The 24,484-nt window shown below is 49.3% G+C and carries 20 protein-coding genes; 11 read left to right on the top strand and 9 right to left on the bottom strand.

The genetic code is table 11. The annotated features are described in order from the left end of the window. Positions 1 to 1,168, bottom strand: a 1,168-nt coding sequence (locus QF669_03895) for a sialidase family protein (protein ID MDP6456587.1), incomplete at its 3' end; no start/stop codon positions are given. A 412-nt stretch (positions 1,169 to 1,580) separates the two neighbouring features. Continuing rightward, positions 1,581 to 3,497: a hypothetical protein gene (locus QF669_03890; GenBank protein MDP6456586.1), complete on the bottom strand. Its 1,917-nt coding sequence runs from the start codon at positions 3,495 to 3,497 to the stop codon at positions 1,581 to 1,583. Between the two features lie 125 nt (positions 3,498 to 3,622). Between QF669_03890 and QF669_03885 the strand changes: the two genes are divergently transcribed. The 11 genes from QF669_03885 to QF669_03835 all read left to right on the top strand — a co-directional run bounded on the left by QF669_03885 (position 3,623) and on the right by QF669_03835 (position 17,989). Then, positions 3,623 to 4,315, top strand: coding sequence for a DUF4159 domain-containing protein (locus QF669_03885; GenBank protein ID MDP6456585.1), 693 nt, complete (start codon positions 3,623 to 3,625; stop codon positions 4,313 to 4,315). A 2-nt stretch (positions 4,316 to 4,317) separates the two neighbouring features. After that, positions 4,318 to 7,749 carry a hypothetical protein gene (locus tag QF669_03880; protein MDP6456584.1) on the top strand — a complete coding sequence of 1,144 codons (3,432 nt, stop codon included), beginning with the start codon at positions 4,318 to 4,320 and terminating at the stop codon, positions 7,747 to 7,749. After that, on the top strand, positions 7,742 to 9,673 hold the full coding sequence (locus QF669_03875) for a hypothetical protein (GenBank protein ID MDP6456583.1): 1,932 nt from the start codon (positions 7,742 to 7,744) through the stop codon (positions 9,671 to 9,673). Before QF669_03880 ends, QF669_03875 begins: the two co-directional genes overlap by 8 nt. After that, positions 9,670 to 10,923 carry an asparagine synthetase B gene (locus tag QF669_03870; GenBank protein MDP6456582.1) on the top strand — a complete coding sequence of 418 codons (1,254 nt, stop codon included), beginning with the start codon at positions 9,670 to 9,672 and terminating at the stop codon, positions 10,921 to 10,923. Before QF669_03875 ends, QF669_03870 begins: the two co-directional genes overlap by 4 nt. 297 nt (positions 10,924 to 11,220) lie before the next feature. Continuing rightward, positions 11,221 to 11,562, top strand: a complete 342-nt coding sequence (gene hypA, locus QF669_03865; GenBank protein MDP6456581.1) for a hydrogenase maturation nickel metallochaperone HypA — start codon at positions 11,221 to 11,223, stop codon at positions 11,560 to 11,562. Positions 11,563 to 11,575: 13 nt separating this feature from the next. Continuing rightward, a complete protein-coding gene (gene hypB, locus QF669_03860) occupies positions 11,576 to 12,376 on the top strand; it encodes a hydrogenase nickel incorporation protein HypB (protein ID MDP6456580.1) in 801 nt (266 codons plus the stop codon). A 21-nt stretch (positions 12,377 to 12,397) separates the two neighbouring features. Then, complete coding sequence (gene hypF, locus QF669_03855) at positions 12,398 to 14,671, top strand: carbamoyltransferase HypF (protein MDP6456579.1); 2,274 nt, start codon at positions 12,398 to 12,400, stop codon at positions 14,669 to 14,671. A gap of 8 nt (positions 14,672 to 14,679) precedes the next feature. Beyond that, positions 14,680 to 14,976, top strand: a complete 297-nt coding sequence (locus QF669_03850; GenBank protein ID MDP6456578.1) for a HypC/HybG/HupF family hydrogenase formation chaperone — start codon at positions 14,680 to 14,682, stop codon at positions 14,974 to 14,976. After that, a complete protein-coding gene (hypD, locus tag QF669_03845; protein ID MDP6456577.1) occupies positions 14,977 to 16,071 on the top strand; it encodes a hydrogenase formation protein HypD in 1,095 nt (364 codons plus the stop codon). Between the two features lie 125 nt (positions 16,072 to 16,196). Further along, on the top strand, positions 16,197 to 17,243 hold the full coding sequence (hypE, locus tag QF669_03840) for a hydrogenase expression/formation protein HypE (protein MDP6456576.1): 1,047 nt from the start codon (positions 16,197 to 16,199) through the stop codon (positions 17,241 to 17,243). Positions 17,244 to 17,539: 296 nt separating this feature from the next. Continuing rightward, positions 17,540 to 17,989 (top strand): vitamin K epoxide reductase family protein, encoded by a 450-nt coding sequence (locus QF669_03835; protein MDP6456575.1) that lies wholly within the window; start codon positions 17,540 to 17,542, stop codon positions 17,987 to 17,989. Positions 17,990 to 18,019: 30 nt separating this feature from the next. On the opposite strand, the gene QF669_03830 is transcribed toward QF669_03835, so the two are convergent. From QF669_03830 to QF669_03800, 7 genes are all read right to left on the bottom strand, one after another. Beyond that, on the bottom strand, positions 18,020 to 18,577 hold the full coding sequence (locus QF669_03830) for a TlpA disulfide reductase family protein (protein ID MDP6456574.1): 558 nt from the start codon (positions 18,575 to 18,577) through the stop codon (positions 18,020 to 18,022). After that, a complete protein-coding gene (locus QF669_03825) occupies positions 18,574 to 19,050 on the bottom strand; it encodes a HyaD/HybD family hydrogenase maturation endopeptidase (GenBank protein ID MDP6456573.1) in 477 nt (158 codons plus the stop codon). Before QF669_03825 ends, QF669_03830 begins: the two co-directional genes overlap by 4 nt. A 102-nt stretch (positions 19,051 to 19,152) precedes the next feature. Next, positions 19,153 to 19,842, bottom strand: coding sequence for a Ni/Fe-hydrogenase, b-type cytochrome subunit (gene cybH / locus QF669_03820; GenBank protein ID MDP6456572.1), 690 nt, complete (start codon positions 19,840 to 19,842; stop codon positions 19,153 to 19,155). Positions 19,843 to 19,853: 11 nt separating this feature from the next. Then, positions 19,854 to 21,578 (bottom strand): nickel-dependent hydrogenase large subunit, encoded by a 1,725-nt coding sequence (locus QF669_03815; GenBank protein MDP6456571.1) that lies wholly within the window; start codon positions 21,576 to 21,578, stop codon positions 19,854 to 19,856. A 3-nt stretch (positions 21,579 to 21,581) separates the two neighbouring features. Next, entirely contained in the window at positions 21,582 to 22,673 is a 1,092-nt protein-coding gene (locus tag QF669_03810) for a hydrogenase small subunit (GenBank protein MDP6456570.1), read from the bottom strand. 14 nt (positions 22,674 to 22,687) lie between these two features. Continuing rightward, positions 22,688 to 23,257: a MarR family transcriptional regulator gene (locus QF669_03805; protein ID MDP6456569.1), complete on the bottom strand. Its 570-nt coding sequence runs from the start codon at positions 23,255 to 23,257 to the stop codon at positions 22,688 to 22,690. 276 nt (positions 23,258 to 23,533) lie between these two features. After that, positions 23,534 to 24,370, bottom strand: a complete 837-nt coding sequence (locus QF669_03800) for a hypothetical protein (protein ID MDP6456568.1) — start codon at positions 24,368 to 24,370, stop codon at positions 23,534 to 23,536. Positions 24,371 to 24,484 lie beyond the last annotated feature (114 nt).

Here is a 24,484-nt window from a genome sequence, read left to right as displayed (position 1 = left end):
CACTGAAAGTCCATGAGATGTCATCATATTCATTGGTAGTGTTATCTGTTCCCCACCAAAGTGATGAAGAAACAAAAACTTTATTCCAGTACGCCGCAACAGCAGGTGCCCAGGAACCCCACCCTTCCGTACCTGACTCTGATGGTATAACTATTTCAGTGTGTGTAGTTTTGGAATAAATATCAACTCTTCCCGCATAGCCATTGTACAGTGTATCTCGCCATGTCGTGACAACCCATTCTGAATCAGCATAAGCTTCTTCCGTAGTATACGCTATGGCAATTCCTGGTCTCATCGCTCCAAGTTCGCCATCGGTAAGCTTTACTGGGGTCGTCCAGTTGGTTTTTGTCGGGTCAGTTAATTGTGTAGTGAAGACATCCCTCTTTTGATTTACTGTGTCCGTAGCTGCATAAGAGAGGTATAACCAAGTATCATCAAAACCGTAGTAAAATTTGTCAGATGTTATTGATCCCCACCAAAGATCGTAATTGTCTGGCAAAGCAATTTCATAAAACTCATATCCTTCATCTTCAAGTTCTCTCGTGTAAAAATTAAGTTTGCCAGCAACTTCGAAAACAACAATTAATCTGTCATCTAGCACTTCAATATCCGGATAATTAATATCTGTGCTGGTGTTATAAACACCACCCACATAGGTCCAGGTTTCTCCTCCATCAGCGGACTTGTAAACATAAAACGATAAATATTCGGTGTTTTCAGATTCGTTCGTCATGTAAACAACATATATATGACCGTTTTCAGCTATAGCTACCTGCGGAAAATAGCCCTGGGCCAGGAAATTTTGAGACCCGCTAAGTTTTTGAGGTTCATGATCTATGTGTCTCATATCTGTGCTGGGTGTTGATCGCATAAAGCTGGTGTTGCCTCTATTCCTTAATTTTTCAGATCGTGAGAATTTCTTTGAGGCAGAACTTGACCCCTCCCGACTTCTATTAAGCGAAAGAATTCTATCAAAGTCAAAATCCTTAATGACAGCACCGGGGTACAGTTTATCCCCTGAATAGAGTCTGTGGTGAACCTGTTTCTCCTCATCTGAAAGAGGCACAGCATCGGCTTGTTTAAGATGCTTGTTGTCAGTGGACCTTTCCGAAGCCAAAAGAAGAGCGGAAATAGAAAAAAATAAAACGAGTGCATCTTTTCTGATCATTGTTAGACCTCCCTATTCTTGCAATTCTAGAATCACCGCGCCAGAATACCGGCTATGATTTCACCAATGTATGATTCCACTGGACTGTTTTGTGCCACTGCTCATTCATTATTCTAATTACAGTTTAACTAATGAGACTTAAAGAAAACCTTAAAAACCACTTAAAAACAGCTTAAATAATGAAGAAAAGTGAAAAAATGAAAAAAAAATAAAGACATAACGATCATCACATTAGTTTTAAACTTATCTAAGTCAAGCTGTTAAAACGTTCGCATCTAAACAAGTTAGAAATAACAAAAAGCCTTCCATTGGAAGGCTTTTACGGTCGGAGCGGCGAGATTTGAACTCGCGACTGCTAACCACTCATTTATCCATCATATCCCGCAACAGCGGGAGTAGATGGACTAGTCCCCTACCCCTCCTCAATCTTATAAAGCACGTAGTTCTCGAAGTAAAGCAGCTTTTTCTTCTTGTCCGCAAGATAATAGATCCACATCTGATAGTTCTGATCCTTTACTCCTTCTCTTTGCACCACTTCATGGGGATCGCCAAGAATATCCTGAACCTCTGACACAAGCATTCCCTCCGTCACTCTCGGTTCATGCCGCCGGATGATTTCCTGTCTCGCTTCGTGCATGGAGTCAACCATCAGCTTGCGCACGCGACCGTCTTCCACCGCTCTAAGCTGTTTCTCTAACTTCATGACTACTTCGTCAAACCTGTAGTCCGGCTCGCGCAGTATCTCCTTTACCTGACGAAGCGATTCAAGGGCAACTCGCAACGAAGCTTCATCGTGGGCAGTATTGACGTCTTCCACCATACCGACAGCGGCCTCGAGTTCCGCCTTACGGACTTTATCTTTCAATCCGGGGTTCAGTTTCAAAGCTTCAACATACTTTGCCAGCGCCATGTGGTATAGTCCTGACAGGGCGAGGCTGTTTCCCTGCACAAGATAGATCTTACCCACAAGTTTTCGCTGCGCATCCTTGCCCCACTCGGAAATCGCCGCCGCCTTCCGTGCCATCTGGATGGCTTCATCATTTTTCCCTTCCTTGACCAGGCTGTCCGCTGCTTGTATATAATACTTGGCCATGTTTTCCAGTTCTATGGCGAGCGTCTTGCCTAACTCTTCATCGGCTGTCCTGGTCGCATCAAGATACTTCGTCACAGCTTCGTCCATTTTAGTGCGGTCTTCGAGATTCAGCCCTTCAGCATAGAGCTGTTGCGGAATCCGTTTATTTGTCAGCGCCAGAAGTTTTTTCGCTCTGTCCGCTCTGGCGTGATCTGGGTAAGTGTTGATGAATTGAACAAGCTTTGGCTTGGCAGCGACGTAATCTCTATTAAGGAACAGCTTCTTCCCCACATCGCCTACCGTGGTTCTTCCGCCGTAGAAAGCGCTGAAAGTGAAATAAAGTCCCAGATTGGGTAACTGCATGGCTGAGATGGGGGTCACATTGTCTGGATCCTTGATGGTTGATACGTTGTGAAAGACGTGCCTGAACTCGATTCCCCAAGCATACCGAGCCTCCCGCGCGGTCTCCCTGATTATCTTCAATCCTACCGAATAGGCCGATGATCGACCAAGACCGTACGGCGTGCTGTTCATGACGTCATCTTTGTAGAACCGCATATAATTGAGTCCGTAGGAATATTTTAAGTGGATGAACCATTTTGGACGCCACTGCAGGATAAATGAGGAGACGACATTTGCCTCAAGTGCTGACGGAGAGAACGTCTTCTCAACGCCCCACGAAGTAGGTACTTCGGGAGCGCCTGTGATCAGGATTGCATCGGTGAGTTCCATCCTCGGCAGTGGTAGAATTGAACTGTACCTGAGACCGAAGCCGGTAAGAAAGTCAACATAGCTCTTCTTGAACAGGGCATAAGAGAGATTCGTCTGCACAGCGTCGAATTCTAAAAACGTACCCATGCGCCCTGTGAATCCGATGGAGGAGAGAGTCGATAGAGTATCTGTTTCATAAGAGATCGTCTTCGGGCCTATGGCGAGAGGATTCAGCCCTTTCCAACCGTAGAAACCGACGCCGTAGCGTCCCTCGGCGGGAATTGTCATTATCGGTTCGCGAAATTCCAGCGGGCGGAAAACTGCCTCAAATGCCGGATTGTCACCATCTTTGACGGCAGAATAGATCTCCCTCGGCGAAGAGAGCTTGAACTTGACCAGGTTGAGTTTAATCTTCTGTGCGAACCCTTTAATGCGGGACGTTTTCTCCTCTTTCTCCTTCTCTTCCTGTCCGTAAACCGCTAAAGGCTGACACAATAAGCCGAGAGACAGAAGAAGAACTATCCGTTTGACGTTTGAATAACGCATGATTGGATTAAAGTACCAGCCTCTCCGTTTTTATCCAAGGGTTAGTTTCACACTAACTACACGGTGAAATTTTCCGGTTCGGGAACCAATGCCTTTCGTAACTTATTTAAGGTGAAAAACTGAACATGATGCTGTTACCGAATTCTACCAAAAAACTTCGCTGGCTGACAACCGGCTTGTTCATCTTTATACTTCTCGCCAATTCAACTTTGGCAAAAGAGAACGGCACGCTAACCATATGCCGTCTGCGGTACTCCGGCGGCGGTGACTGGTACAGCGATCCTAGCTCCCTCCCCAATCTGCTCAAGTTCATTGCAGACAACACCAATATCGTGATCTCACCGCTGGAAGCGAGATATTCGCTGCAAGATGATGAAATCTTCAGTTACCCCTATCTCTACATCACAGGTCATGGAAACATCCGTTTTTCAGATCGCGAGGTGGAACGGTTGAGGAGATATCTCCTAGCCGGCGGCTTTCTCCATGCAGACGACAACTACGGCATGGACGCTTCATTCCGGCGCGAGATGAATCGAGTGTTCCCAGACAAAGCGTGGGTGGAACTCCCTTTTGATCACCCTATATACAGTTTGCCGTTCAAGTTTCCCAACGGTCTGCCCAAAATCCATGAACACGACGGAAAGTCGCCTCAGGGTTTAGGATTATTTGACAGTAATCGGCTCATGATCTTCTACACTTTCGAGACCGATCTTGGCGACGGCTGGGAAGACCCATCCGTTCACAGTGATCCGGAAGAGAAACATCTGGCAGCAATGAAAATGGGAACCAACATCTTCTTTTACGCCTTGACCCAGTAGCTATGAACAGGATCGCTACAAAACTGAAACCTTTCCAGCGCCGGCTCATCAGGAACGATCTGGTGGCATCAGCCTGGATACTTATACCAGTTGCGGTGGTGGCAGTCGTTTCACTCCTGGCGCTGGAGGCTCTCTTTTGGCTTCCTGCCCCTATCCGCTACGGCTTCTGGATCAGCGGACTAATAATTTTTATCGGTGTTGCGGCTGCAGCTTTAATCCTCACTACTTTGATTAAGATGAACGGGGTCTCCAGATACTCTATTGAGAAATGTGCTTTGCAAGTTGGTACGCAAGCCTTTGAGAAGCAAGACAAGGTACTCAATGCCTATCAGTTGGAGGATTCTCTCACTCAAGCTGAACCGTTTTCCAGCGATCTCGCTTCGGACTTCATCTCCCGCATATTAACCAGGCTGGAGACTCTCGACCCGCTTTCTGTTCTGTCCAATACATTCGCGCGCAAACTCTGGCAGCCTGCGACCGCAGTGGTGGTGCTATCCCTTGTTGCAGCACTAGCCTTCCTGCCTGAGTTCATTGGATCGGCAAGGCGGTGGATTCATCCACGAACTACCTTCTCTGTTCCACTCCCCTTCCAGATAAAAAGTGAGGTTGGCGATCTGGCACTCATGGGTGGCGACAATGCTGTTATCGCATTCAGAACCACGGGAGATCACAAAGTGACCGATCACCTCATGGTAGAGGTAGTTGCACCTGAAAAAAGGGAAGTGACAGAACTGTTTCCATCCGAAGATGGTTCATACCGGCACGAACTGCAGGATATCTTTCAAAATCTTCGCTACCGTGCTTACGTAAAGGCGACTCACTTCTGGCAGCCGTGGGATGAGATTACTTCTCCTCATTACAGGATAACTGTTATCGACCGGCCGACCATTGAACAGTTTGCTGTCACCATCAATCCACCTGCATACACAGGTCTGGAGGCCTCTGTGCAAGGTGGCAACATTGCGGAAATACGCGGATTCAAAGGTTCGGGAGTGGAGATCGAACTCAAGTCAGATAAACCACTTTCGCGAGCTTACCTGGAATTCTCTAAAGCAGAAGAGGCCGGGTTTGGCCAAAAGAGTGATTTGACCGTCACGAGGAACCGGGCCACAGGAAGACTATCTCTGATGGAAGATCGAACATTCTCAACCTACATTTTTGACGGCCGCGGGATCGGTAACCTGGATCCTATCGAGTATCACCTCATCGCCTTGGAGGATGTGCCGCCGACGCTGGAAGTTCTCCTGCCTGAAGACTATACAGAGCTAGGCAGTGATTTTACAGTTCCGGTGCATTTGCATATTGAAGATGATTTCGGTTTCTCCAACCTGCAGATCGTCTATGAAACACGTCACCCGGACTACCTGTCAACAGGTTCCGCAACACAATCCCGCGACCTTGTGAGTATCCACAGCATCCATTCCTTCTCCAAGGAGGAAACTTCCCAAGATGTCTACACCATCTGGGACGTGAGCAGTCTCAATCTCATGCCAGAGGACGAACTTGAATTCCATATTGAACTCTACGACAACGATGAAGTCTCGGGACCGAAGAAAGCTGTCTCACCCACATTGACTGCCAGATTTCCGTCACTTACTGATCTCTATGCCAGAACTCTGGAACAGGAAGAGTCCGTTGAAGAAGATGCGCGGCAGATTCAGCAAGAATTGAAGAGGATTGATGAAGTACTGGAGTCTATCGAACTGGAAGCGCTGAAGCAGGAAAAATTGAACTGGGAACAGCAGCAAAGTGTGAAGAAGTCCATCGAAACGGTGCAGGAAAAACTTGAGCAAATTCAGTCTCTCCAAGAGGCACTGCAGAAAATTGCTGAACAGTCCGATAAACACGAACTGTTCTCTCCCGATCTGATCGAGAAATTCAGAAATCTGAATGAACTGCTTCAGGATGTGCTGACTCCTGAGCTTCTACAAGCGATGGAACAGCTGCAGGAAGCGACGACAGAAGTGACGCCGGAACAGCTTCTACAGGCACTTGAAGATTTTCGGTTGAACACCACTGCTGTTGAACGTCAGCTTGATCGGTTTATAGACATCTTTAAACGGATCCAGGCGGAGCAAAAAATCGATGAACTGGTATCCAGAATGGAACTGCTCACTGAGAGGCAAGAGAACCTGGCCCAAAGAACCTTAGAGGATACAAACCGGGGTGAGTCCCAGAACCTTGCTGAGGAACAGTTACGCAACAGCCAGGAGTTCGAGAACATCAAGGAACTGATGAGCGATGCAGCGCGTGATATGGAGCCGTTCGCAAGAATGCCCTCAGATGAACTGGAAGAACTGGCCCAGTCATACGTAGCTGATGAGACCTCCCGTGAGTTGAAGGCTGCATCACGACAGTTGAGACGCGACGAAATGAAAAAGGGGTCACAATCGGCTATACAAGGCGCCGAAAACCTGAACCGAATGACCACCGATATCACTAATATTCGGGAGTCGTTTCGTGGCGAAACAGTTGAAGCGATGGTGGCAAAGTTTGAGAAGGCACTGCAAAACACCTTGTATATCTCCAAGGAGCAGGAGGAACTTCAGCAGGAGACCAAGAACCTGCCGCGAAACAGTCCCCGTCTCGGCAAAATGGCAAACCGCCAGCAACTGTTGCGGGATCAACTTTCTCAACTGATCGGCGCCCTTATGCAGCTCTCCAGCGAAACTTTTGCAGTCTCGCCTGAAATGGGCAAAGCCATCGGACGCGCAACAGCAGGAATGAATGAATCGCTCACCAAGCTGGAGGAGAGAAACGGCAGGGCAGCCGTGGAGAGCCAGGGAACGACGGTCTCTGCTCTGAATGAGGCCGCTCTCGCTACACTGGCCGCCATCAACGCGATAGAGCAATCAGGCTCGGCAGCCGGCTTGGAACAGTTCATGGAGCGGATGCGGCAGATGGCCGGTCAGCAAAAAGGTATTAACGACCTGTCGCTGCAACTGGCCTTGGGGCAGATGGCCGCCTTCGCCCAGGAACAGATGCGTCAGAGACTTCAGCGTCAGCAGGAGCAGCTCAAAAAATCACTGGAACAGCTGATGAGAGAGATGCGTGGATCGAGCCGGGGAACCGAATCCCTCAGCGGAATCGCGGAGGAGATGGATGAAGTCATTAAAGATTTTCAGTTGAACAAGGTTGATCGGCGCACCGTGGAACGCCAGCAAAAGATTCTTTCCAGAATGCTTGACTCCCAGCGATCGATGAAACAGAGAGACTTTTCGGAGAAGCGAAAGGGGACAACGGCAGTGGATATCGACCGCGAAGGACCCTCCGGCCTGCCTTCTGATCTGGGACAGAGAAGGAATCTCGCCATGGAGGCGCTCAGTCTCGCACTGAAAGCCGGCTATTCACGGGACTACCAGGAAATGATTAGGACCTATTTCAACACTCTTGTAGAAGTGCCTGAAGTAAGGGAAAGCGATCAAAATGAGTAGATGCCTCGTTTTCTCTCTCATTCTTGCGGCCATCGAGATAACGTCCGCTCAGAATGCCACAAACTTGCTGCTGATGGAGCACCAGGACGCCTTTAAGTTAGCTGTCCGCCTTGAGCGGCTTGAACAGTATGAGGAGGCCGAGGAACTGTATCTCGAGCTTCTCAAGGAAAACCCAAGGGATACCCGCGTCTATCTTCAGCTGAAATCGATGTTCAGCCGTTTGCGAACCTTTGATAAACTGGAGACGCTCATCCGTGAGCGGCTGACTCACTTCCCCAACGATATTCAGAGTCACGCGGAGCTGGGCGAACTGTTCCTCAACCAGGGTAAAGAGAAGTCAGCCTTCGAGTACTGGGACAATGTGCTGCATCAACACTCAAATTCTAAGATAGCCTACCAGGTGCTCTTGCAGATGTACCTAAAACATCAGATGGAAGAACAGGTTAACGATCTGGTGGAGAAAGGGAGACAACAGTTCAATGACCCCTCTTTCTTCTCGCTGGAACTGGGTACTGTTTATGCGCGACTGCAGGATTATGAGAAGGCAACGGACGAATTCATCACTTATGCAATCTATCATCCAAGGCAAGTACCTACCATTTCCAACTACCTATTACGACTGTCGGATCAGGAAGAGAGCGTGCCTTTCATAGAAGCAAGATTGACGGTGCGAATAGATGAGAACAGAGAAGTCATCCTGCTGCTGCACAGTGACTTACTTTTCAAGATCGGCAGGTACGACAGCGCATTCGATCATCATCAGGCGTTAGGTCTGCAATCTGATGACGATCTTGACCGCTGGCTCAAATTCGCGGACAATCTGAGAAAAGAGAACCAGCTGCCCCTTGCACTGGACGCCTTTTCCGCCATCCTCCAGACTATCTCCGAGAATAGAACCGCCCGCAGCGCCTCACGCTATAGCAAGCTTACCGGCAGAGCGCTTTACGGACTTGCCCTCACCTATGAAAAACAGATCGTCCCCGAAATTGGATACCAGCCGTTAGCCGTTTACTTCCCTAATAACCTCTTCTTTGAGGATCATTTCTACAGACTTAATTCCACCGACATTCTCCCCCTTGAAGAGACATCTACGTTGTACGATTCAATTCTTACGGCACTGCCACAGAGTTCCTTTTCACCCCAGGTTCACTACCGACTCGGTGAAATCAAGTATCGCATCACGCAGGATTTTGACGGTGCTCTCTCCTCTTTCGAGGCAGCGAGGACCCTCTCCAGGGACAACAATTTGCGGCGGGATGCTACGACCCGCGTGGGTGATGTTATTGTAGCTAAGGGAGATATGAATGAAGCGGGCAGATTCTTTGAGCGCCAGCTCACCCAGACACCCTCAGCGGAGGATCAACAGGTGTATCTCATGAAGCAATGCTACGTTCTTTTCCTGGCAGGCGAAACAGACACGGCACTTGCAAATCTGGATAATCTTATTGAAATGATGGATGTCGCCGATGCCAGTTTTAACGATGCTCTCGAACTTAAAGGGTTTGTGGAGGAAAACTATGTGCGTGCTTCTGAAGAGGAAAGGAAAGCATTCCGCGGTTATCTGAGAGGCGAACGGGCTATGAAGCAGGCAAAGCTGGCTGAGGCTCAGCTGATCTTTGCGGAAGTTTCACACAACTATCCGCAAGCACCCATCGTGGCGGAGGCAACCTTCAGAAAGGCGATGATCAGCCGCATGCTGGGGAGTACGGACGCAGCCATCACAGACTTCATGGCACTGCAAGATTCGCCAGTAGGTGACCTGGCCACTGTCGCCATTGGCGAAATCTACGACCGCGAACTGAACAAGCCGCAGGAAGCCGTCCAATGGTACCTGACGGTTCTCGAAACTTATCCCGAAAGCGTCCTCGTGGAACCGGTCAGGTACAGAATCAGGCAGATTCAAAGTGAGACGGACCTGAATTGAAACGACTGATACTGACATTCCTGATTGTCTGCGCATCAAGCTCCGGTGAACGAATCCTGATCCCCATGGACCTTGCTCAGAAAGACCATCTGAAAGCGTACGGTATAGCCTACTGGATTCTTACTCATGATATCAACGTGGAATGGCTGCTCAACTTCCGCGGCGGTTCCTTCATGCTAGAACATAATCCTTCCATTCTCAAGGAGTGCCGTGTGCGAGGCGTCACTGCGGAAGTTATCTCCGACGACGCCGTTCTTGCCACCTACACTAAGATAGATGCCAACAATATGGAAATAGTCCTCTTGGAAAAGACACCGAAGATTGCGATCTACACGCCGCCTAACAGGCAGCCGTGGGACGACGCCGTTACACTGGCGCTGACATATGCTGAAGTCGATTACGAGACTCTGTGGGATGAAGAGGTGTTTCTCGGTCATCTGGACAAGTACGACTGGCTGCATTTGCATCACGAAGATTTCACGGGACAGTACGGCAAGTTCTACCGCAATTATCACAACGCGCCGTGGTACGTTCAGCAGCAGGAAGAGTTTGAAGCGATGGCGCAACGACTCGGCTTTCCTACCGTCAGTGAGGAGAAAAAGGCCGTCGCTTTAAAAATAAAGAACTATGTGGGGCAGGGTGGATTCCTCTTTGCCATGTGCTCGGCTACCGATTCGTATGATATTGCTCTGGCGGCCGAGGAAGTCGATATTGTTGAAAGTGTTTTCGATGGCACACCGGCAGATCTAAAGAGTCAGCAAAAACTGGATTTTACCAGATCTTTTGCCTTCCACGAGTTTGAGATCATCACCGATCCCTTTATCTACGAATTCTCGAACATCGATATTCCGTCGAGCGACCGACCTATCACCCGCGGCGCCGAAGCCGACTACTTCACCCTCTTTGAGTTTTCGGCAAAGTACGATCCCGTCCCCGCCATGCTGACGCAGAATCACGTAGCAGTGATCAAAGGATTTATGGGACAGACGACAGGATTCCGGCGCAGTACCATTAAACAACACATACTGATCATGGGCGAAGTGGAGGAAGAGGAGCAGGTCAAGTACATTCACGGCAATTTCGGGCGCGGCACGTTTACCTTCCTGGGCGGGCACGACCCCGAGGACTACCAGCACTTCGTGGGTGATCCTCCCACCGACCTCTCCCTGCACCGCAATTCACCGGGCTATCGGCTGATTCTCAATAACGTCCTATTCCCTGCAGCGCGGAAGAAAGAACGAAAGACGTGAAAAAAGGCCGACTGATCAAGCAATACAAAAGCCTTAATTCGTCATAGTAAAAACGATTACTCCGAAATGTCCTGTTTCACTTTCGCTTTGAGTATTTACCTCAACTCATAGCATCTAATATTCTCTCACACGCTCAAACCGGCATTTACAACATGAGCCCCAAGTGGAATCTTGTAGTTTTCCTGGAAATACTCTACCACCTCAGGACCGAAGCCATCATCTCCAAAAAGGACGTTCCCGTATATATTTGCGATTAACCAGTAGAAAGCTTATATTCGGACACGGAGGTCTGTTTTCATGCATGAAATGTCCATCGCCCTCAGTATCGTAGATATCGCTTCAAAGACGGCGACAAACAACCAGGCACACAAAGTCAGTGAGATTGAGGTGGAAATCGGCGTACTCGCCGGCGTTGTCATCGATTCTCTGGAATTCTGTTTCGACGCTGCTTGCAAAGGCACTCTTGCGCAAGACGCACGGCTTGATATTGTTTCGATTCCCGCCAAGGGGAGATGTCACAATTGTCAACAGGATTGTGAGATAGATGGTTATCTGCCCTCTTGCCCAGTGTGTGGTGGATTCAAGATTGATATCACTCAGGGTAAAGAACTGACGGTTAAGAGTGTTCTGGTAGATTAGAGGAGAAGGTAACATGTGCGAAACATGCGGCTGCGGCCAACCGGAAGAAGGTGTCACTATAACTACACCGGAAGAAGCTCACTACGAGCATCCACATGATCACCCTCACGACCACGGTCACTCACACGATCACAGCCGTACCATCAAAGTTGAAGAGGACATCCTTTCCAAGAACAATCTGATTGCGGAAAGGAACCGTGGTTTTTTCGAAGCCAAGAAGATACTTACTTTTAATCTGGTGAGCTCACCGGGATCGGGTAAGACTACACTTCTGGAACGGACGATCGAATTGCTGAAGGACAAGCACCCGATTACCGTCATTGAGGGCGATCAGCAATCGATGCGAGACGCCAGCCGTATCGAGGCTACAGGCGTGCCAGTGGTTCAGGTAAACACCGGTACCGGGTGCCATCTTGATGCATCGATGATCAACCGCGCTATGAAAAAGCTTACCCTTAAAGAACAATCTCTTCTCCTGATTGAGAACGTCGGCAATCTTGTCTGTCCGGCCCTGTTTGATCTGGGTGAAGCACACAAGATCGTCATCATCAGCACCACAGAGGGAGATGATAAACCGCATAAATACCCCACCATGTTCAGCGTGTCGGACCTGTGCATCATCAACAAGATAGATCTGCTTCCCTATGTCGACTTTGATATGGAACGGTGCAAAGAATACGCACTGCAAGTCAACCACCATCTGGGGTTTCTTGAAGTTTCCGCCAAGACTGGAGATGGACTGGAGCAGTGGTTTGAGTGGATTCGTTCCTCTGTCTCGAAGTTATCTAAAGCAGCAGCCAGCGGGGGGGGATAGCGCTTCGATGCCTCTTATGCCGTGACGGCCACCAACGACACGACACGACAGCGCATTCTTATCAACGGAATCGTCCAAGGCGTCGGTTTTCGCCCTTTCGTCTATAATCTGGCTGTAGAGGCTGGGCTAACCGGTTTTGTTACGAACACGTCCTCCGGGGTGGAAATCGAAATCGAAGGATCCCAGCCAGCGGTTGATCACTTTCTAAACCAATTGCAGACAAAAGCCCCTCCCCTCTCTGTTATTACGAATATTGAATCTGAATCGATACGTTCGAATTGCGATACAGCGTTTGTCATCCAGCCGTCAGAAGGTAGCGAAGCCGTGGCAACACTGATTTCACCTGACGTCGCCGTCTGCGATGACTGCCTTACCGAGCTCTTCGATCCAGAGGACCGCCGCTATCGCTATCCTTTCATCAACTGCACCAACTGCGGTCCCCGCTACACCATCATTGAGAACATCCCCTACGACCGGCCGTTCACATCAATGCGGGAGTTTACGATGTGTCCTGCCTGCCAGAAAGAGTACGACGACCCTACCAACCGCCGCTTTCACGCCCAGCCAAATGCCTGCCCCAAGTGTGGGCCTCATGTGTCGCTTCACGATTCTGGCGGCCGGGAAGTCCGGGCGGATGATCCCATCGCAGAAACGGTCTCTCTGCTCATGAGCGGACACATAATTGCCATCAAAGGCTTGGGTGGTTTCCACCTGGCTGTTGATGCCACAAATGAGAAGGCGATCCAGGAACTCCGCCGTAGGAAAGGACGCGAAGAAAAACCGCTGGCTGTAATGGTGAAAAACTTGGAGAGTGCGCAGTCAATCTGCTGTGTCACGGCGGAAGAGGAGAGAATTCTATCGTCTCAACAGACGCCCATCGTTCTGATGCCAAAGAGACATGACAACGGTCTGGCGCAATCGGTAGCATTGGACAATGACCGCTTTGGCGTCATGCTGCCTTACACCCCACTTCACCACTTGCTCATGGATTACGGCTTTGCCGCCCTAGTCATGACCAGCGCCAACTACAGCGAAGAGCCTATCTGCATCGATAACGATGAGGCGTTCCAGCGACTGGAAAAGATCGCCGACTACCGCCTCATTCACAATAGGGACATCTACTTGCGCAGTGACGATTCAGTAGTGATTTTTCTCGATGGCTCTCTGAGACAGATCCGCCGCAGCCGCGGCTTTGCTCCCCGTCCCGTGTTCATCAATAGCGGCGGTCCTCCCGTCCTGGCTGTTGGCGGCGAGCTAAAAAACACCATCTGTCTTCTGAAGGATGATCACGCCTTCCTGAGCCAGCATATCGGTGATCTTGAAAATCTGGAAGCGTACAACTTCTTCCAGATGACCGTGGAACATCTCGAACGAATCTTTGAGACAGAGCCGGAACTGATCGTTTACGATCTGCACCCAAGCTATCTCTCTACACGGTGGACGCTGGAACAGAAGGAAATTCCCGTTCTGGGCGTTCAGCACCATTACGCCCATCTGGCTTCGTGCATGGTAGAAAACAGGTTCTCCGGACCGGTCATCGGCATCATTATGGACGGTACGGGCTACGGCACGGACGAGACCATCTGGGGAGGCGAAATATTGATCGGTGATTACAGCGGGTTTGAACGGTACGCCCACTTGCAGCCCATGCCACTTCCCGGCGGAGACGCGGCTATTAAGGCGCCGTGGCGCACCGCTGCCGGTTATCTGTACAAAGCGTTCGATGGCGAAATCCCGGAACTTCCATTTATGGAAAAGCACGAAATTGAACCGATCATTGAAATGGTTTCAAAAGATGTGAACTGCATTCAGACGTCCAGTTGTGGACGGCTGTTCGATGCAGCAGCTGCCATGTGTGGTGGTCGGCAGACGATCCGCTATGAAGGACAGGCGGCTATTGAATTCATGCAGGCGGCAGGAGGTCAGACAGATGAACCGTTTGAGTTCAGAATTATAGATTTTGATGATCACAAAGAGTTACTGATCGCACCCATCATCCATGCGATGGTAAATGCCGTCCTTGACGGTGAGTCACTCTCCGCCATAAGCCGGCGGTTTCATGGGACACTCATCGAGATTTTCAGAAAGATCACAAAACAGGCCAGTGACGAGCGCGACATCAAAGATGTAGTTCTCAGTGGCGGTGTATTCCAGAATGAGTTACTTTTCGAGGGGTTGATTCCCGTACTGAAACGCGAAGAGTTGAACGTCTTCACTCATTCTCAGGTCCCGACAAATGACGGCGGGCTGGCACTTGGACAGGCGATCATTGGGAGAAACTATCTTAAACAGTAGGAGAAGCTATGTGTCTAGGAATCCCGGGAAAGGTAATTGAAATCTTTGAGGAAAATGGTCTTCAGATGGGGAAGATTGATTACGCCGGTACGATTAACAAGGCGTGTCTCGAATACGTTCCCGATATTGCCGTAGGGCAATACACTGTCGTCCACGCCGGTTTTGGCATTTCCATCATCAATGAAGAAGAGGCGATGAAAACATATGAAGTATGGAACGAATTTATAGACGCCGCTGCAGAAGAAGGGGTTGATATTTTCGGCAATCCTGTGGATCAGGATGCAACTGATGAAGGTAAGGCTTAGATGAAGTATCTCGATGAATTCAGAAATCCAGAAGTAGCCAGAACAGTTTTGGCACAGATCAGGGAAACCGTAACCCGACCATGGGTACTGATGGAGGTGTGTGGCGGACAGACTCATTCCATTATCAAGAACGGGATTGATCAGCTCTTGCCGAAGGAGATTGAGCTCGTTCACGGTCCCGGCTGTCCCGTATGCGTCACACCCCTCGAAATTATCGATCAGGCGATAGCAATCGCATCGCGGCCGGAAGTAATCTTCACCAGCTTTGGCGATATGCTTCGTGTGCCTGGATCGGAGAAGGACTTGCTCATGGTGAAGTCTGAAGGGGGCGACGTGAGAACGGTCTACTCCCCGCTGGAATCGGTCAAGATCGCCGGGGAAAACGCCGAGCGGGAAGTGGTTTTCTTCGCCGTCGGTTTCGAAACAACAGCCCCTGGGAACGCCATGGCAATTCATCAGGCTGCCAAGGAGAATCTCGCCAATTACAGTCAGCTCGTGAGTCATGTACTTGTTCCGCCGGCCATGGAAGCACTGTTGTCTTCCCCGAAAAACCGGGTGCAGGGATACCTGGCCGCCGGACATGTCTGCACCGTCATGGGACTGGAAGAATACGAGCCCATTGCCGAAAAATATGCCGTCCCCATCGTGGCCACAGGATTCGAACCAGTGGACGTCCTGGAAGGCATCCTGATGGTGGTGAAGCAGCTGGAAGCGGGCCGCCATGAGGTGGAAAACCAGTATTTGCGTTCCGTCAAACGGGAAGGCAACCGCCCGGCCCAGGATTTGGTTTCAACCGTTTTTGAAGTATCAAACCGGAAATGGCGCGGCATTGGTGAGATCCCGTCCAGCGGTTTGAAAATCAAGGATTCCTACCGTGCATTTGATGCCGAACTCAAGTTTGCAGTAGGCGATATCCATACCCAGGAATCGGAACTGTGTATCAGCGGTGTGATCATGCAGGGATTGAAAAAACCGCATGAATGTCCTGCATTTGGAAAAGAATGCACACCAACCCATCCGTTGGGCGCGACGATGGTCTCCAGTGAAGGGGCCTGCTCGGCGTATTTCAAATACCAAAGAGTGGGAAACTTATAACTTTAATATAAACAAAAACTTAGTGGATTTTGAAAAATGAAACCAATAATCAAAATGCGCTCCAGTGATAAATCTTACAGCAGTCCCCCTTTTCAAAAAGGGGGATTTAAAAAGTGACGAAACAGATGGATATTGAAAACCTTTCCTGCCCTCTGCCGATCATGGATCACGATACTGTCCAACTGGCCCATGGTGCTGGCGGTAAATTGTCCAGCCAGCTCATCGAAATGCTCTTTCTGTCCCGGTTTAGTAATAAAACCCTGGACGCCCTGGAAGATCAGGCGGTGCTGGAATTTCCCGGGAAACGGCTTTCCTTTTCCACCGATACCTTTGTGGTGGATCCCATTTTCTTTCCCGGCGGCACTATCGGTGAACTGGCCATCAACGGCACGGTGAACGATGTGGCCATGTGCGGCGCTGAACCGCTGTATTTAAGTGTCGGCTTCATCCTGGAAGAAGGCTTGCCCATGGAATTGCTTCACCGGATTCTGGTGAGCATGGAAGCAGCGGCGAAAAAGGCCAACATAACCATTGTCACCGGCGATACCAAAGTCGTAAATAAGGGTAGCGCGGACAAGATTTTCATTAATACAACAGGCATCGGTGTTCTAAATCATGACCTGAACCTTTCCGCCGGTAACCTACTGGAAGGTGATAAAATCATACTTTCCGGGACGCTGGCCGACCACGGTATGGCGGTGATGACCAGCCGGGAAGGGTTGTCATTCCAGACCCAGGTAAAAAGCGACACTGCTGCCCTGAACGGGCTGGTGAAGTCCATGCTCAAAACATCGGATGAGATCCATGCCATGCGTGATCCAACTCGCGGCGGCGCTGCTACGACGCTGAATGAATTTGCCGGCCAGTCCAGCCTGGGTATCGAAATTTACGGTGAAAAAATTCCCGTCCGCCCGGAAGTACAGGGCGCCTGTGAAGTGCTGGGGATAGATCCACTCTATGTGGCCAACGAAGGGAAGCTGATCGCCGTAGTGGCCCCGCAGGCAGCAAAGTCAGTTCTGGCAACCATGCAGAAACATGAATTCGGCAAAGATGCGGTTATTATCGGTGAAGTGGTTTCCGGACATCCCGGGATTGTGACCATGAAAACAGGTCTCGGCGCCCAGCGCATCGTGGATATGCCCGTGGGCGAACAGCTGCCCAGGATCTGTTAGGGCGATGGACACCATATTCTGCTGATCACCGCTGCCTTAATTGGTTTTATCCATACATTGATCGGCCCGGACCACTACCTGCCTTTTATCATGATCAGCCGGGCCCGGTCGTGGTCATTGCGGAAGATAACCTTTGTCACATTCCTGTGCGGTATGGGGCACGTGCTAAGGTCGGTAATCCTTGGACTGATAGAAATGAGACTGAGTCTATTAAAAAATACGCCTATGCCTTGGCGGGTATCATTATCACCATCTCAGGACCGTCAATAAAACTGTTTGGTTTTTAGGCGGCAATTGTGGACCTGGAAAGCGCACTGATTATTATCCTGCTTGCTTCTGCATCAGTAGGGTGGCTGACCTCTTTCTACTTCCACCGCGTGCATCACCAGAAGTCACAGGAAGCTGTCTGGTGGATGCCAAGAATGTTGCAGATGATGGACTGTCGATGCGATGAGATCGTGGAGTCCAGTTTCGGTTCCACCTTCGGCCGCTCAAACGCTTTCTGGGGACTTTGGTATTACCCGGCTTTGGGACTGACTGTTCTATCCAGCAACACGTTGGGGATACCCGACACCGGTGTTCTTTTCATTATAGTCTTGCTGGCGTTTGCCTACAGCATTTACCTTGCTTGGGGGCTCTATCTGCTGAAGGTTGCCTGCCGACCGTGCTTTGGTGCCCACGTGATCAATTCCATCGTCTTCCTGATTCTGCTTTACAGAGCTTATCCTCTCTTGGTGAATTCATAGCGAATATCTCTCTCCGGAACAAGAAGTTGATCAGGAAACAGGAACCGCGGGTTTGCGCGCTGCTGATGTTACCGTTCTTTCTCGAAACAACGCTTCGAACATCTCGTCGTCACCGGCCCGATAGCCTCTGTATGTCTGTTTCACAACTCCTCCCGCTGAGATGAGGAATCCAGCCGGCAAGGAATAGACAGAATATCGCTGCCTGGTCGTTCCATCTTCATCTACCGCTACCTGAAGGTTTAGACTCAGGGAGTCCCGCCACCTCTTGAAATCGGCCCGGCTGCCGTTGATCCCCAGAATCAGCACGTCTAAGTCAGCATCAGGGTATTCGCGGTTCAGTCCGTTGAGAAAGGGCGCGAGCCGGCGGCAGGCGACACAGCGCGGAGACATAAAACAGAGCAATAACGGGCGTGAAGGGCGATCCCAGTCTGTCTGGCTGATTCGAGTTCCATCCAGAAGCTTTGCCGAAAATGCCGGCGCAGGAGCACCAACTTTCATCCCCTGCTTGGCATAGTAAATCACGGAATTGATGAAGAATCCCAGCAGAACCGAAACTATAACCAATACTATGATTCCCAGTGTACTCACGCCTTCTCCTCAGCCAGCCACTTTTGAATGACCTCCTCTCCCATCGCCACCGCTTCAGGCATCATAGCTTCAACCTCGGGGCTCAGTCCGACGTGCATATTTAAGTCCTGAGGCGGAATACCGATCAGGACGATTTCCTCGGGTGTCTCACCGCGCAACTTTGCCAGCGAGAGTAGATCGCTGAGCCCCGTCTGATGGGCAGACATCTTCTGTTGCACAAAAGCCGGCAACTCATCACCGCCATAGAGATAGACCTTTACCTCACTCTCCTTGGGAATCACCGCATCGAAGATCAGCAGGCGGTCTGGCGAAGTCACAAAGTCGAGGAGATATATCCCCTGGGTTCCTCCGTCTATGAACTCCACTGTTTCATCGAAACCAGTAGCGGCTTCAAGTCGCTTGACAGCTTCCACACCAAAGCCTTCATCAGTATGGAGAACGTTGCCTAGCCCTAAGACGTTGATTTTCACCACTTGCTACTGGCAACCATTTTGAATCCCACATTTTGCAACGGCGAGATTCACTACATACTACATACTATATACCTCGCGGTCCTACCTGTCGCCCTTGACCAGCTATTCCAATTCCGGGCACTCTTCAACCCGGTGTTTATAGCCAGTAATAATAGACGATGTCACACTCGAGCGATCGACGATGTCGTGCCGAATCACAGCATAGAGGTGAAGAACGAGATAGACGGGAAAGACCCACGCCACCAGATGGTGCATCGTGTGCATGCTCTGACTGCTTCCGAACACGAGTACCATCCATCCAAAGGTTGTGTCTAGAAATCCACCAGGGTTGTTTTCGCCATACATGGCGAATCCGGTTAAGACCATAAACAACGAGCCACAGAAGACGAAGAGAAAGTGGGTCAGGGCTGCTACTGGATTGTGCCCGCAATAGTTCGGCTCTTCCTTCCTGATAAACAGGTAGCTAGCAAGTTGATCCTTAAACGGCTGACCCCACCACTCAGGTCTCCACGGTCTAAAGCCTCCAAAGCGTCCGTAAGGATCATTCCCAAAAAGAGACCAGTAAAGGCGAAACATGAAATTGGCCGCAAAGATAAAAGCGGTGCCGAAATGAACATAACGGAACCAAGCCATCTTGTGATACCAGACTGCTTCGCCAATTGAAGGACTCAGGACCGGAGACGCAATATACAGACCTGTGATAAATAGGAGTGTAACACAGATGGCGTTAAGCCAATGATAAAAACGGACCGGCAAGCGCCAAACGTATTGTTCCTCGATTGTCTTATGCATAGTCAACCCCATCAGCTTACTTGGACAGTAGTTATCTCATTGCCGTTAATGTCCACAATGTGAGCGGCGCACGCCAGGCAAGGATCAAAGGAATGCACCGTCCTCAGAATTTCCACCGGCTGTTCCGGATCGGCCATTGGCGTATCTTTCAGAGCAGCTTCATAAGCACCAGAACGGCCCTTACTGTCCCGCGGCGAGGCGTTCCAGGTAGATGGCACTACAATCTGGTAATCCTCGATTTTCCCATCTTTGATATGAATCCAATGACCTAGCGCTCCCCGGGGAGCCTCCGTGTATCCGAACCCCTTACAGTCTGCAGGCCACCTATCCGGGTTCCACTTCTCATCGTTGAACACCTGATGATCACCCGCTTTGACATTCGCCACCAGCTGATCGTAGAAGTGATTCATGAACCCGGCTGTCTGTTTGCACTCAATACCGCGGGCGGCTGTACGTCCGAGAGTGGAAAAAAGTGCTCCTACTGGAACGTCAAGCGTTTTCAGGACGTGGTTCACAGTGTCCACGATCATGTCATCGCCCTTAGCGTAGGCAATGAGAACTCGCGACAGCGGGCCTACCTCCATCGGATTATCATTCCATCGGGGTGTCTTTAGCCAACTGTATTTTTCATCTGTGTCCAGATATTTATACGGCATCTTGGGCACAGCCTCAGGCTTCGGTACGGTTTCACCCTCCCACGGATGGAGTGGCTGATCGTCACCTCCAGCATAGGCATACCAGGAATGTGTCACTTCCTCTCTAACCTGCATAGCATCCCTGGGGTCTACCTCATGCACCGTGCTCAGATCCTTGTTGAGTATGGCGCCTCTCGGCCAGAGCAAAGAATCTGTATCTTCTACGTGAGACTCTGGAAAATCACCATAAGACAGGTAGTTTCCCAAACCGCCGCCGTACAGCCACCCTTTATAAAAACCGGCAATGGCAATCAGATCAGGAATGTAGACCTGATCAATGAAGGTGTTAGTATCATCGACGATTTTCTTCACCCGGTTCAGCTGTTCGATATTGATCGCAGTATCACTGTTAGGATCAATGGCACAAGCCATCCCGCCCACCAGGTAGTTCGGATGGGGATTTTTGCCGCCGAAGATGGCGTGTATCTTCACAATCTCTTTCTGAAAATCGAGCGCTTCCAGATAGTGTGCCACCGCCATCAGATTCGCCTCAGGCGGCAAGAGGTAACCCTTGTGACCCCAATACGCATTAGAAAAGATGCCCAGCTGGCCGCTTTCGACAAACGATGTTAGCGTGGCCTTCAGATCTTTGAAGTAACCCACAGATGACTTCGGCCAGGATGGGCTGACAGCTTGAGCCAGCTCGGATGTCGCTTTCGGATCGGCACTTAGTGCTGAAACAACATCCACCCAGTCAAGAGCGTGGAGATGGTAAAAGTGGATGAGATGGTCTTGCGTCTGCTGTGTGGCATTCATCAGGTTACGGATGATGCGCGCATTGGGTGGTATTTCAGCATCAATGGCATCCTCCACACACCGAATTGAGGCGAGAGCATGGACAGTTGTGCAGACACCGCAGATTCGCTGCGTAAATGCCCACGCATCTCTGGGATCACGGCCTTTCAGAATGATCTCCAGACCACGCCACATGGTGCCACTGCTGTAAGCATCGCTTATGGTGTTATTTTCGTCCAGGACGGCTTCAATCCGCAGATGCCCTTCAATCCTCGGGATAGGATCAACAACGATTCGTCTGGCCATGATTTAGCCCTCCTCTGTTTCGGTGGTTTCTGTTTCTTTCTGCTGCTGTTTAATTGCTGTTCCAATGGCGTGTGCTGCCATTCCAGCAGCAGCAACACCCGTAGCTACCATACCAATCTTATTGGCATTGGCATTCGTGCCGAGAAAATCGACGTCTGCCAGACGGGTGTAGAACGGCCCATTGTCCCAGAAACCAGGCTCGGAACAGCCGAGGCAAGGATAGCCGGCCTGAATGGGATAACTGGTCCCCTCGTTCCACTTAACGGTTGAACAGGAGTTGAAGGTCGTCGGCCCCTTACAACCCATCTTGTACAGACACCAGCCCTTCTTCGCTCCTTCGTCATCGAAGCTTTCCACGAACATGCCGGCATCGAAAAACGGCCGCCGGTAGCACTTGTCATGGATACGCGTGCCGTAGAACGCCTTCGGTCTCTTCAGGCGATCAAGCTCAGGCAGTGCTCCAAAAGTGAGCACGTGTGTGATCACACCGGTCATCACTTCAGCGATAGGTGGACAGCCCGGTACATTAATAACCGGCTTATCCTTAATTATCTTGCTGACAGGTGTAGCACCCGTGGGATTGGGGCGGGCATTCTGAACACATCCGAACGATGCGCATGACCCCCACGCTATGACAGCATAGGCATCTTCCGCCGTCTCCTTCAGAACATTGAGAAAGGAATCACCGTTAACCATGCAATAGACACCATCGTCCTTTACGGGTGCGTTTCCCTCAACAGCAAGGATGTATTGACCCTTATATTCTTCCATGATCTGCTTGCGCACTTCCTCTAACTGATGACCAGCGGCTGCGCTGAGTGTATCATCATAATCGAGGGAAATCATATTGAGGATAATATCCGCTGCTATGGGATGGGATGAACGGATAAAGGATTCGCTGCAACAGGTGCACTCCAAGCCGTGCAGCCATATGACCGGGATCCGCGGCTTGTTCTCCATAGCCCTCAAGATTCTGGGGGCGAGCATGGGCGAAATTCCGAGATAGACAGACATAAGACTGCAGAATTTCACAAAATCACGCCGGCTTACACCTCTCGCTTCAAAAATATCGGCAAAGGTATCATCATTTTTCATGGCTTTCCCCTTCGTTATATCGATTTCCCATTGGTCTCATCAACATTCGCAATGTCCTTATAGTAACACAATCCTCTGGTATCCTTGATGACACATGCTTCATCATATTCACCACCGCACATGAGGCACATCAGATCAAAGTTACCCTCATGTTGTAGCGCACCACGGATGTATTTTTCAAGCAAATTATTGAAAAGTGTTTTCTCTCTATCGGTAAATGAAGATAGGATTTTTTGCTGTTTCTCATTTCTTCTGGCGTCATACGATTCTACAATGATTTCCCCAGCGGCAAGGATAGAGACCCTTGTTGAACGCCTGTCGGTCGGCACCTCTTTTCGCTGCACCAGCTTCATTTTCACCAGCTTATCTATATTCTTACTGGCAGCGGCACGGCTGATGCCGATGGTACTGGCTATATCACCGATGGTGAAAGGGCCCGTATACAGAAGAATTTTTAGCGTTACAAACTGAGATCTTGAGAGCGGTAATGTAGATGCGTGATTCAAGTAATCACGCTCTGAAACGTCATGGACAAGGCGGGCAAGGATACGACTGTTTTCAGCTATCCTATGGTTGATTATCAATTTCCTTAACCTTATTAAATGTTAACTTAGTTAAGTATAAGAAATTCTTATCTGATAATCAATAAAAGTATTTTCAGGAAGAATCTAAAATTGTCCTTTTTATTGCGCTAAGGAAGAAGGAGCGAAAGACGTGAGACCTATCGGCCGTAGGCGTCACTCCCTATTTCGCTAGAGTCTGAACGATTGGTAACAGGTTGGCATCCCGCCTGGCCATCTCGGCGAATGGGCGCCGATTTGTCCCACAAACAAAAAACCCCGCTAGGCGGGGCTTGATGTTTATTGATTAAGATGATCTACAAGTTCCCAGATCTCAGATCTAAGAATATCCCTTGATTTTACTGTTGCTTCAGTAACTTCACTAAAATCAACATCTGGATGAGCTTTTTTTACCGCATTGGTGAATTTATCACTATTATAAGAGTCATCTATCGTAGAAAAAGTAGTATAATTCTCCCAAGTAACATAATCGTGATCTAATTTTGTTTGTCCAAGAGATACAAATCTCTTTGTTAAAACCTCCCACGAATTAACAACTCTACGCTTAATTCTTTCCTTATGGATAGGCTTCCACCATTTCGACTCAAGTCCAACAGCATCCTGCCCTGGAAGAGTTTGCATGAAGGTAACAGTTATATCCTGGCCTATTTTACCAGAACTAAAAGCGGATAATTCTCTATTTTTACCCTTTAGGGCTTGATCATAAACAAAAAAGACATCTTGACCATTATGTAAACGTGCAGCGGATGTTTTATTCCAGAATCCTTCAATTTCTTCATTAGAATAGACGCTACTGACTACTTCATTCAGCTTTGCAGCATCATTATCCAAGCTTCCCAAACCATCATATACACTAACTGTAACATAATTGTAGTGATTTTGCGTACCAGCTCCTCTTACCATATATAAAGACCAAGAAACCTCCATCCCACGGTTTTGAAACTCATTGTGAACGGGCTTCCACACTTCACCCTCAAGATTTAAATATTCAGCAACATTAGCAGGTTCAACTTTCATGTAATCGAAAGTTACAAATGCCCTCGACTGAGCAAATGAGAACGAATAAACCGCTATCAATGCAACGATCAAGTTATTCAACATTTTTTTAATAGACATATCCCCTCCTTTGGTTATTATCTTTTAATCACTGTTCTGAAACTAATTGTAATATATATACTATAAGGAATTATTCCACCAAAGAAAATGTACCTACCACCAGTCCTAAATGTC

It is taken from the genome of Candidatus Neomarinimicrobiota bacterium (assembly GCA_030743815.1).
Taxonomy (GTDB): Bacteria; Fidelibacterota; Marinisomatia; order Marinisomatales; family S15-B10; genus UBA2146.
The sequence above is the reverse complement of the archived record's forward strand: the minus strand, read 5'-3'. Positions and strand labels throughout refer to the sequence as shown.